Origin of the sequence: Orlajensenia leifsoniae (assembly GCF_004570845.1) — a bacterium.
Lineage (GTDB): Bacteria > Actinomycetota > Actinomycetes > Actinomycetales > Microbacteriaceae > Orlajensenia > Orlajensenia leifsoniae.
In genome coordinates this window covers 276,067-291,479 of sequence record NZ_SPQZ01000004.1, presented here as the reverse complement: position 1 = coordinate 291,479, position 15,413 = coordinate 276,067, and the positions used below count along the sequence as shown (strand labels likewise).

Here is a 15,413-nt window from a genome sequence, read left to right as displayed (position 1 = left end):
CCTACTCGCGCAGCATCGCCCGCAGCGTCTGGATGGTGTCGGCATCCGTCGCCGGCTTGTCGTCTCGATAGCTCTTGACGCGGGCGAACCGCAACGCGATGCCGCCGGGGTACCGGCTCGAGCGCTGCACGCCGTCGATCGCGATCTCGACGACGGTGATCGGCTCGACCCAGACCGTACCGGCCGTGCGGCGCACCTCGATCTCCTGGAAGCGCTCGGTCTGCCAGCGCAGCAACGCATCGGTCAGCCCCTTGAAGGTCTTGCCGACCATCACGTAACCGCCGGGCTCCCCGAACTCACCGGTGGGATCCAGCGCTCCGAGATGCAGGTTCGACAGCAGTCCGGTGCGCCGCCCCGAGCCCCACTCGCACGCCAGAACGACGAGGTCGTAAGTGTGCACGGGCTTCACCTTGATCCAGCTCGACCCGCGCCGGCCTGCGGCGTACGTCGACCCGATCGCCTTCACGACGACGCCCTCGTGCCCGGCGGCCAGGGCGTCACGCGACACCCTCTCGGCAACCTCGGGATCGCTCGTGACCTCGCCCTGGATGCGGTTGGCCGGCGCGATGCGCTCGAGTTCGGCGATGCGGATCGCCAGCGGTTCGTCGAGCAGGTCGCGCCCGTCGAGATGGAGCACGTCGAAGAACCAGGGATGCAGCACCGTCGTGCGGGCGGCGTCGGCGCCGAACGTCGACATGGTCTCCTGGAACGGTCGCGGCGCTCCGTCCTCGTCGAGAGCGAGGGTCTCGCCGTCGAGGATGACGTCGTGGACGGGCATGCGGCGCACGACGTCGACCACCTCGGGCAGGCGGTGCGTGATGTCGGCGAGGTTACGGGTGAAGACACGGATGTCGTCGCCCGAGCGGTGCACCTGGATTCGGGCACCATCGAGTTTGAACTCGACGGATGCCTCCCCGGTGGCCTCGAGCGCTGCCGCGGCGCTGGCGGCGGTTCCGGCGAGCATGGGGAGGACGGGCCGCCCCACGACGAGGCCGACCGAGTCGAGCTCCTCGGCCGTGCCCGTGAGCGCCAGTCGCGTGGTCTCGCCGAGGTCGCCCGAGAGCATCGCGGCCCGGCGCACGCTCGCGATCGGCCGGTCGGAGGCCCGGGCCACGGCATCGGTGAGTACGCCCTCGAGGGCGCCGGTGCGCACCTCGCCGAGGAGCACCCGACCGATGAGATCCTGTTCGGTCGCCGTCGCCCGGGCCGTCAGGGAACGGAGCACCTCGGCGCGGGCGGCAGAGGAGCCCGTGCCGCCTCCGGCCATCGCGAGGAGCTGATCGAGCACGGCATCGAGATCGGCGACCGAGAGCGACGCCTGCTCGGCGGGCGATCCCATGGCCGCCTCCATGCCGCGCCAGCCGACGCCGACGCGACCCTGGCGGGGCTTGCCCACCAGGAAGCCGACAGCCGGGGCTATCTCGTCGGGCTCGAGGCGGCGCAGCAGTTCGGCCAGGGCCTCGACCTTGGCGAGGCGCGAGCGCGTCGCAGTCACGGCATCCGTCGTCGTCACAAGCTCGTGGAGCAGCACCGGCTCAGTCTGACACCGCCCGCCGACATCGGCTGGGGCATTGACACGGGCACGCGCCGGCACCACGTGCCGCCACCACGTGCCGACACCCCTTGCCCAGCGGCGGCACCCGGTCCTACCGTCGAGGCATGACCGAGAAACCGGCAGGACCCCGGCCCGAGCGACTGGCCGGCCGCGAACTCCTCGACACGGTGACGGCCGAGTTGCAGAAGCAGCCCGACGTCGCCGTCGGTCGCATGTTCGGCTCCGAGGGCTACTCGGTGCGCGGCAAGCTGTTCGCCTTCGTCTCGACCGATGGCAGCCTAGTCGCGAAGCTGCCGGCCGAGCGCATCGAGGCGCTCGGCTTCGACAACATGGTGATGCACGGTGGCCCGGCGAAGGAGTGGGCCACCGTGCCGCTCACGGATGGTGCCGATCGATGGCGTGCCGTCTGCGACGAGGCGCACGCCTTCGTCGACGAGATCACGCCGCGCTAGCCCGCTGCTTCGCGCCGCGGTTCGCCTCTTTCCGTCGCTACTCAGGCTGGAAGCGACCGAATGCGGCGAACGGGGCGAGTCGCGGATGCCGCTAGGCGGTCAGCGGTATCCGTCGAGGCGCATTCGCCACCACGAGCGAGGCGACACCGATCAGCAGGATGACCGGGGCCCCGATCTCGAGCGCGAGCTGCAGGCCGACCGCGGTGGCGAGCACGCCGAGGCCGAGGGCGGCGACGGCCTGCACGAGGTAGCCGATCACGTAGGCCGCTGAGATGACGCCGGCCCGGTGGTGAGCCGGAGCGCTGGCCGTCACGAGGCCGAGTCCGCCCGAGAACATCAGGCTGTAGCCGGCGCCGGCCACGAGCGAGGCGACGATGAAGGCGGGAAGAGAGTGCGCGAGGCCGGCCACGATGAGCAGCCCGAGTCCGGCCGTGGCGAGGACGGGGCCGAGGGTGACGGCCAGGCGCGGACGCATCGGACGCGCCAGCACGGCGACCACGCCGATGGCCACGGCCGACAGTGAGATGATCGCTCCGTCGATGAAGGCGTTGTCGCTGCGCACGAGGTCGCGGGCGATCTGCGCCCCGAGCGCGAGGAAGATGGCGCCCATCGCGTACGCCGCCGAGATCCCGAGCGCTCCGGCGAGAAAGGCGGGGCGCTCGCCGAGCGGCATCCGGGGCAGGCGAGGCTGCCAGCGTTCGCTGCCGTCACGCACGTGTCGCGGCAGCAGGAACGCGGCGACGCCGACAACGACGATGACGGCCGTGAGCACCCAGAAGCTCAGGTGCAGCGGCGCCGGCGCGTACTGCACCAGCGCTCCCCCGACGAGGGTGGCGAGCGCGAGGCCCGTCGCCGTGGAGGCCGTCGTCGCCGAGCTCGCCCGGCGAGCGCCGTCCGGCCCGCCGAATTCCACCATCGCGGCGGTGGCCGGGCTCAACGAGAGCCCGACGCCGATGCCCATGAGCGCGCGGCCGACGAAGACCCAGGTGAGGTCGGGGGCGAGCCCGAAGACGATCGACCCGGCACCGAGGGCACCCAGGCCCATGAGGATGACGGCCCGCCGCCCGATCACGTCGGACAGGTTGCCGAAGACGATGAGCACGGGCACCAGCACGATCGGGTACACGGCGAAGATCGCCGTGCTGACGGCCGGCGGCAGTCCCCATTCCTGCGCGTAGAGCGGGTAGACGACGGTCGGCGCTCCACTCGCCCAGAGGGCCAGACCGGCGACGGATGCCGCAGTCCAGAAACTTCCACGCTGTGACAGGGTCACGGGTCCGCCTTTCGGGCTCACACGAGCTCCACCTGAATTGGTTTCACCAAGTTAGCATGCTGACTACGTTTCTCATAGTCAGTTGCTATGATCGACGCATGACGAGTACGCCGACCCCCAGCGGTGAGCGCTGTTCCATCGCGCGCAGCCTCGAGGTGCTCGGCCAGAAGTGGTCGATGCTCATCGTGCGCGAGGCCTTCTGGGGTCGCACCCGCTTCGCCGAGTTCCGTGCACGGCTGGGCGTCGCCCCCGACGTGCTCACCGATCGCCTCGGCCGGCTCGTCGATGCCGGCATCCTCGAACGTCGCCCCTACCGTGCTGACGGCGAGCGTGAGCGCGAGGAGTACGTGCTCACCGATGCCGGCACCGCCCTGCTCCCGGTGCTCGCGGCGATGAACGCCTGGGGCGACGAATTCCGCCCGACGGGCTTCGGCTCGGCCGCCGTCTACACCGACCGGGCCTCCGGGTCACCGGTGCGTCTGGCCTTCCTCGACGCCGACGGAGTCGAGCACGATGCCGCCGATGTGACCGTGGTGCGCGGACCGGGAGCGGCATCCGTCGCCTGACAAGCCCCTTGTCCCTGTCGGTGCGCGGGCCTACGGTCGAGCCATGGACGTCACAGACTGGCTGCTCGACTCCGATCCCGCGATCCGCTGGCAGGTTCTGCGAGATCTCACCGATGAACCCCCAGAGGCCGCGGAGGCCGAACGCGCCCGGGTGACGACTGAGGGCTGGGGTGCCGCGCTCCTCGCCCTGCAGGACGAGAAGGGCTACTGGGGCGGCGACGAGTACGGCGAGGATCGCAAGAGCGTGCATTGGACTCTGCAGTCCCTTCGTCGCTTCGGCATCGATCCGGATGCCGCATCCGTCGCCTCGGCCGTGAAGCTCGTGCACGACAACGTCGTCTGGCACTACTGGGACGACCTGCCCTACTTCTCGGGCGAGGTGGAACCGTGCATCAACGGTGGCGTGCTCGCCTCGGCCGCCTACTTCGGTGCGCTGGGCGAGGGCAGCGACCGCATCATCGCGCGACTGCTGTCGGAGCAACTGGAGGACGGCGGCTGGAACTGCGAGACGGAGTCGTCGAAGGCCTCCTTCGACACCACGCTCTGCGTGCTGGAGGGACTCGCCGAGTACGAGCGGGCCGCCAGCCAGGTGAACACCTCGGAGGAGACGGATGCCGACCGCGTCGTGCTGACGGCGGTGACGACGGCCCGCCACCGCGGCGAGGAGTACCTGCTGGAGCACAACCTGTTCCGCCGTCTCTCGACCGGCGAGGTCGTGCTTCCGCGCTACGGCAACCTCTCGTTCCCGCCGTACTGGTTCTACGACATCCTGCGGGCGCTCGACTACTTCCGCAGCACCGGCCAGGTGGCCGACCCGCGAGTCGAAGACGCCATCGACAAGCTCGTCGGCCAGCGCCAGGACGACGGCCGCTGGCTCGCCGGGCAGCCGTGGCCCGGCGAGGTGTTCTTCGCGCTCGACGCGCCTGAAGACGAGCCGAGCCGCTGGAACACCCTGCGCGCCCTCCGGGTGCTGCGCTGGTGGGACGGCGAGCTCGGGTAGCGCGCGCTGACGCGTCTAGACCTCCGTGTGCCCGAGTTCGGGCCCGGCGAGGAAGGCCGCCCGCGCTTCGGCGAGCACCTCGAGTTCGAGCACGACGATCTCGTTGACGCCGGAGTGCACCACGGGCCCGGGCACGAAGAGCGTGCGCTGCGGACCGCGGCGCCAGTAGCGCCCGAGCAGGAAGCCGTTCACCCACACGAGACCCTTGCCCCAGCCGGCGGTGTCGAGGAAGAGGCCGTCGGTCTCGGCGTCGAGCGTGAACTCACCCCGCGCGATCACGGGCCCGGCTGCGTCGGTTCCGGGCGCAGCGCCGCTCGCATCAGCAGCCACTCCGGGCACGGCATCCAGCTCGATCGCCGTCACGGACCAGTCGAGCACCGGCGCACCGTCGAGCCGAGCCCCGCCGATGAGCCCCTTGGGCTCGCCGATGCGTTGGCCGTAGTTCACCCGGCCCTGGTCCTCGACGAGGATGCTCAGCTGGCCACCGGTGCGCGGCAGGGCGATGGCGTTCTCGTGCGAGTCCCGGGCGAGCACGCCGACGGGCGAGCCGTCGAGGAACACCCAGGCGCGGTCGCGCACCTCCTCGAAACCGAGGATTCCGGCGCCGGCGGCGCCGTCAGGCAGAGTCGTGGTGAACAACGCCAGCCCACTGTCGTGCTGAAGGTCGTCGAAGGTCGGCAGGTCGCCGTGGGCACTCGTCGTTCCGAGCGGTGAGCCGGATGCCGCGACGACATCGAACAGCGCAGCGACCCTCTGCAGCGGCACCTCGAACGCCGGGGCGTCGGCCGCGGCATCCGGAACCTCCGCGGGAACCGGAGCGTACTTCGCGATGACGTCGCGGAAGGCGAAGTACTTGGCGGTCGGATGCCCGGCCTCGTCGAGCGGGGCGTCGTAGTCGTAACTGGTGACGATCGGCTGGTACATGCCCTTGTCGTTGGCGCCGCTGGTGAGGCCGAAGTTCGTGCCGCCGTGGAACATGTAGAAGTTGACCGATCCGCCGACCGAGAGGATCGCGTCGAGATCGGCTGCGGTCTGCTCCACCGTGTTGGTGTGGTGGTGCGTGCCCCAGCTGTCGAACCAGCCGTTCCAGAACTCGGCGCACATGAGGGGCCCCGTCGGCTGGTGCTCGCGCAGGGTCGCGAAGCGTTCCGCAGTGCGCGACCCGAACGAGGCCGTGAGGTGCAGGCCCGGCAGGCTCCCGTCGGAGAGCATCTCGGGGGTCGGCTGGTCGATGGTGGTGAGCGGCACGGTGATTCCGGCGTCGCGCGTGACCTGCACGAGGTGAGCCAGGTAGTCCTTGTCGGAGCCGTAAGCGCCGTACTCGTTCTCGATCTGCACGAGTACGACGGGTCCGCCGCGGTCGATCTGCAGAGGCGCGACGATCGCGTAGACCTGCTGCAGGTACTCGGTCACGGCCTCGAGGTAGCGCGGCTCCGAACTGCGCGGGCGCACCTCGGGGTCGCGCAGCAGCCACGCCGGCAGCCCGCCGTTGTCCCACTCGGCGCAGATGTAGGGCCCGGGGCGCACGATCGCGTGCATCCCCTCTGCTGCCACGAGTTCGAGGAACCGCGCCAGGTCGAGCCCGCCCTCAGTCGAGAACTCCCCGCGTCGAGGCGAGTGCGCGTTCCAGGCGACGTAGGTCTCGATGGTGTTGAGACCCATGAGGCGCGCCTTGCGGATGCGGTCGGCCCACTGCTCGGGGTGGACGCGGAAGTAGTGCATGGCACCGGAGATGACCTGGTGCGCGCGCCCGTCGAGGAGGAAGTCGGTCTCGCCGATGGTGAATTCAGACATGGAAGGCCCTCAGTCGGTGGGGGTGGAGATGGGGAACGGATGCGGATCCGGCGGTCGTCCGCCGGACCCGCATCCGTTCTCCAGGAACTACTTGTTGACGGTGAAGCCCTGGCCGTTGCCGTAGTCGACGAGCTGCTTCTGCCACTCGGCGAGGCCGTCGTTCAGGTTGCCCTTGTTGGCGTAGGACTGCCCGACGGTGTCACCGAAGATGCTGTTCGCGTACACCTGGAACGGCAGGTACTGCCAGCCGCTCGGGACGTCCTTGGCTGCTGCGGTGAGCACCTCGTTGATCTTCTGGCCGCCGAAGTACTCGGGGGCCTGGGCGAGGAACTCGTCCGACTCGAGGTCGGCCGTGGTGGCCGGGAAGCCGCCCTTCTCGAGGAAGACCTTGATCGACTCCGGGTCGTTGTTCAGCCACTTGAGGAACGCTGCGGCGAGGGCCGGGTTCTTCGACTGCTTGATCACGGCCTGTCCACCGCCGCCGTTCTCGGCCGAGACGGGGGTGCCGTCGTAGGTCGGGATCGGAGCGACTCGCCAGTCACCCGAGGCGTCGGGAACACTGCCCTCGAGAACGCCGGGCATCCACGCGCCGGTGATGAGCGTGGCGATGGTGCCGTCGCCGAGGCCCTTGTACCACTCGTCGCTCCAGCCGGGGATGTCGGAGAGCAGTCCGCCGTCGATGAGACGGTTCCAGTTGTCGGCCCACTTCTTGCTGCCCGCGTCGGCGAGGTCGATGGTCACGTTCGTGCCGTCGGCCTGGAACGGCTGGCCGCCGGCCTGCCAGATCATGCTCGTGGCGAAGCCGGAGTCACCGGTGTCGGAGGTGATGTACTTCGTCGGGTCGGCCGCGTGCAGCTTCTCAGCGGCAGCGACGTACTCGTCCCACGTGGTCGGCACCTCGATGCCGTACTGGTCGAAGACGGTCTTGTTGTAGAACATCGACATGGGGCCGGAGTCCTGCGGCAGGCCGAAGACCTTGTCGCCCGAGGTCACGGATCCCCAGGTGGACGCCGAGTAGTCGTCCTTCAGGTCGCCGAACCCGTACTGCGAGAGGTCGACGAGCGACTCGGACAGCGAGAACTGCGGGATGGCGTAGTACTCGATCTGTGCGACGTCGGGGGCACCGGAGCCGGCCTTGATCGCGTTCTGGAGCTTCGTGTACTCGTCGGTGTTGGTTCCGGCGTTGACGAGCTTCACGTCGACCTTGGGGTAGGCCTTCTCGAACGCCGCGACCTGGGCCTCGGCCGAGGGGGTCCAGCTCCAGTACGTGATGGTGCCGCCCTTCTCGAGGGCTGCGTCGAGGTCGGATGCCGAGCCGGAGCCTCCGGACGAACCGGCGTCGGCCGAGCAGCCGACGAGGGCGGCACTGATGGCGGCGACGGCGACGATCGCTGCTGCGCTCCGACGGATGCCGGAGCTGCTGCGCTTGATGGTCATGATGTTCCTTTCACTTCCTTGTAAACGGTTCCGGCGCAGGACGCCCCGGGTGAGAGTGGTGCTGTTTCTCGCAAGCGCGTGCCTCTCGAACACTCACTTGACGCTTCCGGCGCTCAACCCCGACTGCCAGAAACGCTGCAGGACGAGGAAGGCGGCGACGATGGGGAGGATCGTGAGCAGCGAGCCCGTGATCACCAGGTTGTAGATCGGCTGCGCCGCGACTCCGGTCGCCTGCGCGTTCCACTGGTTCAGGCCGACCGTGAGGGGGAACCAGGCCGGGTCGCTCAGCATGATCAGCGGGAGGAAGTAGTTGTTCCAGGTCGCTACCACGGCGAACAGCAGCACGGTGACGATTCCCGGCGCGAGCAGCCGGATGGAGATGGTGAAGAAGGTGCGGAACTCTCCGGCGCCGTCGATGCGAGCAGCCTCGAGCAGTTCCGTCGGAATCGACTCCGCCGCGTAGACCCAGATCAGGTACAGGCCGAAGGGGCTGATGAGCGACGGGATGATGATCGCCCACGGGGTGTTGGTGAGGCCCAGCTGGCTGAACATGAGGAACGTCGGCACTGCGAGTGCGGTTCCGGGGATCGCGATGGCACCGAGCACCACGGCGAACACGGCACGCCGACCCGGGAAGCGGAACTTCGCGAGGCCGTAGCCGGCGACGGTGGCGAGGAGCGTCGCTCCGCCGGCGCCGACGACGACGTAGAGCAGGGTGTTCCCGAACCAGCGCACGAAGATGCCGTTGTTGTACGTCAGGGTCTGGGCGATGTTGTCGAAGAGGGCGAAGTCGCTGCCGAACCAGAGTCCGAAACTGGAGAACAGCTCGGGCTGGGTCTTGGTCGCGTTGATCACGAGCCACAGCAGGGGAACGAGCGTGTAGACCACGAACAGGAGCATCAGGAGGGTGAGCGCGATGGACTTGCGCGACCGCGGACGCGAGTTGTCGCGACTGCGCACGTAGGCGGGGGCGCTCATCGGTCTTCCTTCCGCGAGCCGCGGAGTTGCACGACGTAGGCGATCACCGCGGTGATCACGCCCATGACGATCGCCACCGTGGCCGAGTAGTTGAACTGCTGACCGGCGAAGGAGAGGTTGTACGCGTACATGTTCGGGGTGAAGTAGCTCGTGATGATGTTCGGCGCCAATGGCTTGAGGATGTTCGGCTCGTTGAAGAGCTGGAAGCTTCCGATGATGGAGAAGATGGCGGCGATCACGATCGCGCCGCGGAGGGCGGGGATCTTGATGCCGGTGATCACGCGGAACGGTCCGGCACCGTCGAGTTCGGCCGCCTCGTAGAGCTCGGTGGGGATGGTGCGGAGGGCGGCGTAGAAGATGAGCATGTTGTAGCCCACGAACTCCCACGTCACGATGTTGCCGATGGCCGGCAGGATCCATTCCCGGGTGAACGGGGTGATGACCTCGGAGCCGAGGAAGTCGTTGATGTTGGCGGCGAGGCCGAAGTTGCCGCCGTAGATGAAGCCCCACATCAGCACCGCCACCACGGCCGGAACGGCGTAGGGCAGGAAGATCACGATGCGGAAGAACCCGGTGGCGTGCAGGCGCGCGCTGTCGATGGCCATCGCGGCGGCCAGCGCGAGCACCAGCATGATCGGCACCTGGATGACGAGGAAGAGCAGCACCCGGAGGAACGCCTCCCAGAACTTGCCGTCCGAGAGCACGAGGAGGTAGTTCTCGAAGCCCACGAAGGCATTACCGCCCACGAGCTGCTCGCGGAACAGGCTGAGGTAGACCGCGTAGATCACCGGGGCGATGAACACGAGAAGGAACACGGCCATGAACGGACCCACGAAGGCCCAACCGCGCCAATCGCGCCGCGCCTTCCGGCTCGGCTTGGGGATCGGCAGTCCCTGCTGTCGTGACAACGTCGTCATTTCACTCTTTCGTGGAGAACCTATGTTTACGTCAACATGTGGTGTTGGAACAGTAGCATGTTGACGTAACCATGACAAAGGAGACCGATGACGGCCACCGATGAAACCGGCGCGGTCGACGCGTCCCGCCGCCGCGGTCCGTCGATGGCGGATGTCGCACGCGAGGCCGGGGTGTCCGGCCAGACCGTCTCGCGGGTGTCCACCGGACGCCCGAACGTCGACGAGGAGACCAGGCGCCGCGTGCTCGAGGCCATGCGGAAGCTCGGCTACAGGCCCAACAGCGCCGCCCGCGCCCTGCGCTCGGGGCGCTTCCGCACCATCGGCGTCATCATGTTCACCCTGTCGTCGTACGGCAACATGCGCACCCTCGACGCGATCGCCGTCACCGCGGCATCCGCCGGCTACTCGATCACCCTCCTCCCCGTGCAGCACCTGACCCAGGGCGAGGTCTCCGTGGCGTTCGGCCGCCTGAGCGAGCAGGCCGTCGACGGGATCATCATCATCATCGAGGCGCATCTGCTCGACGACGCCGACATCACCCTGCCACCCGGCCTGCCCGTCGTCGTGGTCGACTCCAGCGCCCGCTATCCGTATCCGGTGGTCGACACCGATCAGGCGCAGGGCGCCCGCATCGCCACGGAGCACCTGCTCGACCTGGGGCACCGCACCGTCCAGCACATCTCCGGACCGCTGGGCTCCTTCTCCGCCGGTCGGCGTCGGGACTCGTGGGCCGAGACCCTGCGCTCGCGGGGAGCATCCGTTCCCGAGGTGATCGTCGGCGACTGGTCGACGGATGCCGGCTACAGGGCCGGCCTCGAGCTCGCCGACGATCCGGATGTGACCGCCATCTTCGCCGCCAACGACCAGATGGCCCTCGGCGTGATCCGCGCCCTGCACGAGCGCGGGGTCGCGGTGCCGGAGGACGTGAGCGTCGTGGGCTTCGACGACATGGAGGAGGCCGGAAGCTTCTGGCCGCCACTCACCACGGTGCACCAGCACTTCGACGAGGTCGGCCGGTTGAGCGTGAGCCAGCTCCTCGACGAGATCGACGGCGACCTCCCCGAGGAGCTCACCGTGCGGGTGCCGACGGAGCTCGTCGTGCGCGCCAGCACCGGCCCGGTCGGCGCCCCGCGCACGACGCGCCGCTGAGGACCGAGAAGGAGGGACGACGACCCGATCGGTCGCCGTCCCTCCCACCAGCCCGAGCTACTTGCTGACGGTCACCGAGACCGGCAGGCTCGTGGTCGTGCCCGCCGCGTTCGTGAAGGCCACCGTGTAGCTGTACGTCCCCTTCGCCTTGCCCGTGACCGCCAGGGTCGCCTTCTGTGCGGCCGGTGTCCCGGCCTTCAGGTCACCCGATCCGATCGCCGTGCCGTTCTCGTAGAACGTGTACGACGTCGCATTCGTGCCCCACCACAGGTTGGCGGTCAGCGTGTACGTCCCATCCCTGTCGTGATTGTCGTGGCTGAGCACCGGGGTGCTCGGGTTGGCGTCCTTCACCACGACCGCGACCGACTGGGTCTTCGTCGTACCGGAACCGTTCACGAGGGCTCCCGTGTAGACGTAGGTGCCGTTCTTCCGATCCGCCACATCGACGACAGCCTGCTGAGCGGCCGGCGTGGCCGAGCTCAGGCGCACGGTCTTGATCAGCGAGCCGTTCTCGTAGAGCTTGAACAGCGTGGCGTTGGTGCCCCACCACAGGTTCATGGTGATGCGGTAACTGCCATCGAGGAGTCCCGTGTCCCAGCCGTTGTCGGACGCGAGCACGCCCACGGCCGGCTTGGCCGTCGATCCGTCGCCCGCGGGCACCTCGGCAGGCACGACAGGTTCCGAGACGGCGACGCCGTCCTCGAATCCGGGGGCGGATGCCGTCACGGTGACGGTGATCGCCGCGTCGATGTCCGCCTCGCCGACCCGGTAGTCGGCGCCGGTCGCACCGCCGATCGCGCTTCCGTTGCGGTTCCAGCTGTAGGCCAGCGTCGCACCGGCCGGATCCGCCGTCGCACCGACGGCGGTCAGGGTCTCGCCGAGCAGCGCGTCGCCCTCGATGTGCGGAGCCGTCACCGCCACCGACCGCGTCACCACGACGGAGTACGTGCGACTCTGTCCGTCGGGAGCCGTCACCACGAGAGTCGCGGTCCCGGCGTTCTGATCGGCCTGGGTGATGGCGATCGTGGCGTTGGAGTCGACGGCCACTCCACTCACGCGCGGCCAGCGGTCACCCTCGACCCCGAGGGAGTACTCGGTCGTGCTGCCACTGAACCCCGGCAGCGCCGCACCGTCGACGCTGAGACGCGCCAGGTCGGTGACCCCGGCCGCCGAGGCGGTGCGGGCGTAGATCTCCACCTCCGACACGATCATGTGCGTGTTGGCGTAGGCATCCATGACCACCCTCACCTGCTTCGCCTGCACGCCCCCGAGGGACACGTCGACGACGGGCGCGGTGCCATCCGCCGGGATCGGCACATCGACGGTTCCGGCCGAAATCCAAGCGCTCGATCCGGGCGCCTGGTACTCCACCCGCATGGTCTTCGCCCAGCTCGTCGTGCCGTCCTTGTAGAACCGCACGGTCACGTGGTTGACGGTCGAGGCCCCGGCGAGGTTGTACGTCAGGGTGTCCTGGGCGTTCTTGTTCGCGCTCCTCCAGTTCGACCAGCCCTTGTCGTTGGTCACGCCGTTCTTGGTGCGATCGACGCTGTAGGAGGCGCTCTCGGTGAAGGTGGCGGTGGCCGCGCTGGCTGGAGCGATGTTCTTCTCCCCGGGTGCCGTGACGATGACGGACAGCGTCGCGGGCAGGGCCGGGGCCGACGCGTCGTTCGACGCCGCGGATCCGGGAACCGTCAGCATCCCGGGTGCCGCCAGGGCGGCATCCGTCAGTCCCGACCAGTCCCAGGTGACTGCCGCGGCGTAGCGGTTGTCGCTGGCGCCGATCTGCGCCGGCACGGAGGTCGGCGCGGCAGCGCGGACGGAGGCAGCGGATGCCCCGGCGTAGGTGGTTACCGACACGGGGTCGGTCGATGCGAACCCGCCGATGTCGACGACGACCTCGGCCGAATCGAATGCGGCACCGAACAGGTCGGTTCCGCTTCCGCTCAGGGTCACCGAGCCCGGCTTCGACCAGTCGGCGTCGCCGACGTCCCAGGTCACGGCCGCGCTGCGCTGCACGCCGCCGCGGTAGGTGACGGTGACGGTCGACGGCAGGGTTGGCGCGACACCGGCGATCGTGCTCGCCGTCGTCGGGTTCACCGACACGATCTGCGTGTCCTTGAGCGACCACAGCTGGTTGGACCCGTTGTTCGACGGCCAGGTGCCGACGACGGTTCCATCCGCTGTCGCCTGCCCGTTCACGTCGAGGGCGCGCGCGTACGCCGCGCTGACCAGCCCGAAGGTGGTGCCGTTCGTCGTGCTCGGGATCCATTGCAGCGCCTTGTCCGCTGCCGCCTGTTCCGGCGTTGCGGTGACGAGCACGGTTCCGGATGCGGTGGACCCGAGCACCCGCCCGGCCCCGTTGCTCAGCACGACGTGTTCGCGATTGGTGCCGGCGCCCGAGACGACCTTCGCCGTCCAGAGCTGCGTGGCCGCCTGCTGCGCCGTGGTCGCCGTCGTCGTGATCGTCGCGCCACCGGCACCGGTCTGCGCCGGGGCGGTGAGGGCCTTGCCGCTCTGCGTTCCGATGAGCTGGTAGCCGTGACCGTCTTCGACGCGGTTCGCCGTCTCGGCGACGCCCGACGCTCCGGTCACGACGAGTGTGGTGACGGACTTGGCCGGAACCGTGATGTGCGCCGTCTTGCTCGCCGCATCGATGGCCACCGGCGTTCCGGTGACCAAGGCGTTCTTCTCCACGTCGTTCGCGGGCGAGGCCGTGGTGACGACGGGCGTCACCGTGGCGCCGGCTGCGATCGTCTCGAATCCCGACAGGTCGAGCGTGATGTCGCGGGCGCTGGCGTCGGAGTTGACGTGCACGAGGTTCAGGCCCGCGCCGTCGGCGGTCAGCGCCGCCGTCGTCTGCGTGCTGTTCGTGGGGATGAAGCTGTCACCGGGACGGATGTAGTGGGTGAAGTTGCGCACGGTGTTGTACTTGGAGTTGGTGAGCACCTTGCACGACGTGTCCGCGCTGCCGTCGGCGATGCGGCGCAGCGACTGACCCTGGGCGTTGCAGTCGAAGTCGACGAAGACGCTTCCCCAGTTCAGCTTCTCGACCTTCTGCATGTTGTAGAGGTCCTCGACCGGCTGCCAGAACACCCAGGCGCTCGGCTCGAGCTCGCGCATGTCGTCGATCATGCGGGTGGCGACGCCGATGCCGTTCTCGATGTTGGTCTGGTTGAAGCCGGTGCCGTCCCAGTCGCCCTCGACCTCGCTCATCCAGAGCGGCTTGTCGGAGGCCTTGGCGATGTCACGCGCGACGAGGCGGTCGGAGGTGCCGTAGGTGTGCACGTTGAGCTGCGACACGAGGTCCTTCGACTGCTGGCTCCAGGCGTTCCAGTTGGTCGCGAAGATGGACGGGTTGGTCTCGTCCATGGCCGAGATCTTCACGTCGGTCGAGGTGCCTGCCGCTGCGAGCTTCGCGGCGAGCGCCTTGATCATCTGGTCCTGGGCTGCCGGGCCGATGTGCGCACCCTCCTGGCGGCTGGCCGACGTCGGCCAGCCGTTCGATCCGAGGGTCGTCGACCAGTAGTTGGTGTTCGGCTCGTTGAACGGGTCGAGGGTGTCGAAGTCGATGCCGTAGGTGCTCTCGATGTGCTCGACGACCGTCGTGAGGTAGGTGGCGAACTTGTCCATGTTCGCGGGGGCCAGCTGTTCCGTGTTGCCGTTGCCGATACCGCCGGAGGCGAAGCCGCTCTGGGTGAGGAAGTAGGGCGGCGAGTTGCTGAACGCCTCCCACTTGGTGACCTTGTCCTTCAGGGCGTTCACCCACCACAGCTGGGTGGCATCTGCTGTGAAGTCGTAGTCGGATGCGTCCTCGCCGTCCCACGCCGCGGCATACCGCGCCCGATCGGCGTACGTCGACGTGATCGGGCCCTGCGCGTCGGACGCATCGAGGTCGGGGTTCCACCAGCCATCGACGGCGCCGCCCGGACGGAGGTACGAGGGAACGTCTGTCGCGTTGCCGCCGCCGATGTTGTAGCGGGCGATGTTGAGGTTGAGTCCGTCCTCGCCGAACACCTTGTCGAACAGCTCCTGGCGCACCGAGTCGGGGTACCCGCCGGTGGCGTTCGCGAACCAGACGAGGCTCGTGCCCCATCCCTCGAACGCCGCACTCGGCGACGCCGGATTCGGAGTGATGGTGACGGGGATGCTCGCCGCCACCGATGGTGTCCCTCCCACCGCTGCGGCGGTGACGCTCGTGGCCAGCACGGCCGCAGTGGTCAGTGCTACGGCCCAGCCGGTGCGTATCGACTTCATTGTCATCGTGTCCTTGATCTCTGCTCTGAGGTCCGGTG

General features: G+C 68.7%; 11 protein-coding genes. 4 read left to right on the top strand and 7 right to left on the bottom strand.

Going from position 1 to position 15,413, the window contains the following annotated elements:
* Position 1 precedes the first annotated feature (1 nt).
* Positions 2–1,531 (bottom strand): ATP-dependent DNA ligase, encoded by a 1,530-nt coding sequence (locus E4M00_RS12315; RefSeq protein ID WP_135120804.1) that lies wholly within the window; start codon positions 1,529–1,531, stop codon positions 2–4.
* Between the two features lie 128 nt (positions 1,532–1,659).
* Here E4M00_RS12315 and E4M00_RS12310 point away from each other — a divergent pair, with 128 nt between their 5' ends.
* A complete protein-coding gene (locus E4M00_RS12310) occupies positions 1,660–2,007 on the top strand; it encodes a hypothetical protein (protein ID WP_135120803.1) in 348 nt (115 codons plus the stop codon).
* Between the two features lie 91 nt (positions 2,008–2,098).
* On the opposite strand, the gene E4M00_RS12305 is transcribed toward E4M00_RS12310, so the two are convergent.
* The gene (locus E4M00_RS12305; RefSeq protein WP_167756884.1) at positions 2,099–3,280 is read right to left on the bottom strand and encodes an MFS transporter; all 1,182 of its coding nucleotides are present in this window, start codon (positions 3,278–3,280) and stop codon (positions 2,099–2,101) included.
* A gap of 98 nt (positions 3,281–3,378) precedes the next feature.
* Here E4M00_RS12305 and E4M00_RS12300 point away from each other — a divergent pair, with 98 nt between their 5' ends.
* Complete coding sequence (locus E4M00_RS12300) at positions 3,379–3,846, top strand: winged helix-turn-helix transcriptional regulator (RefSeq protein WP_135120801.1); 468 nt, start codon at positions 3,379–3,381, stop codon at positions 3,844–3,846.
* Between the two features lie 43 nt (positions 3,847–3,889).
* Positions 3,890–4,846, top strand: coding sequence for a hypothetical protein (locus E4M00_RS12295; RefSeq protein WP_135120800.1), 957 nt, complete (start codon positions 3,890–3,892; stop codon positions 4,844–4,846).
* A gap of 15 nt (positions 4,847–4,861) precedes the next feature.
* On the opposite strand, the gene E4M00_RS12290 is transcribed toward E4M00_RS12295, so the two are convergent.
* The 4 genes from E4M00_RS12290 to E4M00_RS12275 form a co-directional block, all read right to left on the bottom strand.
* On the bottom strand, positions 4,862–6,640 hold the full coding sequence (locus tag E4M00_RS12290) for a glycoside hydrolase family 35 protein (protein WP_135120799.1): 1,779 nt from the start codon (positions 6,638–6,640) through the stop codon (positions 4,862–4,864).
* An 87-nt stretch (positions 6,641–6,727) separates the two neighbouring features.
* Positions 6,728–8,077, bottom strand: a complete 1,350-nt coding sequence (locus E4M00_RS12285) for an ABC transporter substrate-binding protein (protein WP_056168630.1) — start codon at positions 8,075–8,077, stop codon at positions 6,728–6,730.
* Between the two features lie 93 nt (positions 8,078–8,170).
* Positions 8,171–9,055 (bottom strand): carbohydrate ABC transporter permease, encoded by an 885-nt coding sequence (locus tag E4M00_RS12280; RefSeq protein WP_135120798.1) that lies wholly within the window; start codon positions 9,053–9,055, stop codon positions 8,171–8,173.
* Entirely contained in the window at positions 9,052–9,972 is a 921-nt protein-coding gene (locus E4M00_RS12275) for a carbohydrate ABC transporter permease (RefSeq protein ID WP_135120797.1), read from the bottom strand. The genes E4M00_RS12280 and E4M00_RS12275 overlap by 4 nt, the downstream gene beginning before the upstream one ends.
* 87 nt (positions 9,973–10,059) lie before the next feature.
* On the opposite strand from E4M00_RS12275, the gene E4M00_RS12270 reads away from it, so the two are divergent.
* Positions 10,060–11,121 carry a LacI family DNA-binding transcriptional regulator gene (locus E4M00_RS12270; RefSeq protein ID WP_240037075.1) on the top strand — a complete coding sequence of 354 codons (1,062 nt, stop codon included), beginning with the start codon at positions 10,060–10,062 and terminating at the stop codon, positions 11,119–11,121.
* A gap of 57 nt (positions 11,122–11,178) precedes the next feature.
* Here the strand turns inward: E4M00_RS12270 and E4M00_RS12265 are convergent, their stop codons facing one another.
* The gene (locus tag E4M00_RS12265) at positions 11,179–15,375 is read right to left on the bottom strand and encodes an Ig-like domain-containing protein (RefSeq protein ID WP_135120796.1); all 4,197 of its coding nucleotides are present in this window, start codon (positions 15,373–15,375) and stop codon (positions 11,179–11,181) included.
* Between the last annotated feature and the right edge of the window lie 38 nt (positions 15,376–15,413).

What these genes read in the sequence shown, in the direction of transcription:
- E4M00_RS12310 (WP_135120803.1), top strand. Translation starts at nt 1,660, where the DNA reads ATGACCGAGAAACCGGCAGGACCCCGGCCCGAGCGACTGGCCGGCCGC.
- E4M00_RS12300 (WP_135120801.1), top strand. Translation starts at nt 3,379, where the DNA reads ATGACGAGTACGCCGACCCCCAGCGGTGAGCGCTGTTCCATCGCGCGC.
- E4M00_RS12295 (WP_135120800.1), top strand. Translation starts at nt 3,890, where the DNA reads ATGGACGTCACAGACTGGCTGCTCGACTCCGATCCCGCGATCCGCTGG.
- E4M00_RS12290 (WP_135120799.1), bottom strand. Translation starts at nt 6,640, where the DNA reads ATGTCTGAATTCACCATCGGCGAGACCGACTTCCTCCTCGACGGGCGC.
- E4M00_RS12285 (WP_056168630.1), bottom strand. Translation starts at nt 8,077, where the DNA reads ATGACCATCAAGCGCAGCAGCTCCGGCATCCGTCGGAGCGCAGCAGCG.
- E4M00_RS12280 (WP_135120798.1), bottom strand. Translation starts at nt 9,055, where the DNA reads ATGAGCGCCCCCGCCTACGTGCGCAGTCGCGACAACTCGCGTCCGCGG.
- E4M00_RS12275 (WP_135120797.1), bottom strand. Translation starts at nt 9,972, where the DNA reads ATGACGACGTTGTCACGACAGCAGGGACTGCCGATCCCCAAGCCGAGC.
- E4M00_RS12270 (WP_240037075.1), top strand. Translation starts at nt 10,060, where the DNA reads ATGACGGCCACCGATGAAACCGGCGCGGTCGACGCGTCCCGCCGCCGC.
- E4M00_RS12265 (WP_135120796.1), bottom strand. Translation starts at nt 15,375, where the DNA reads ATGAAGTCGATACGCACCGGCTGGGCCGTAGCACTGACCACTGCGGCC.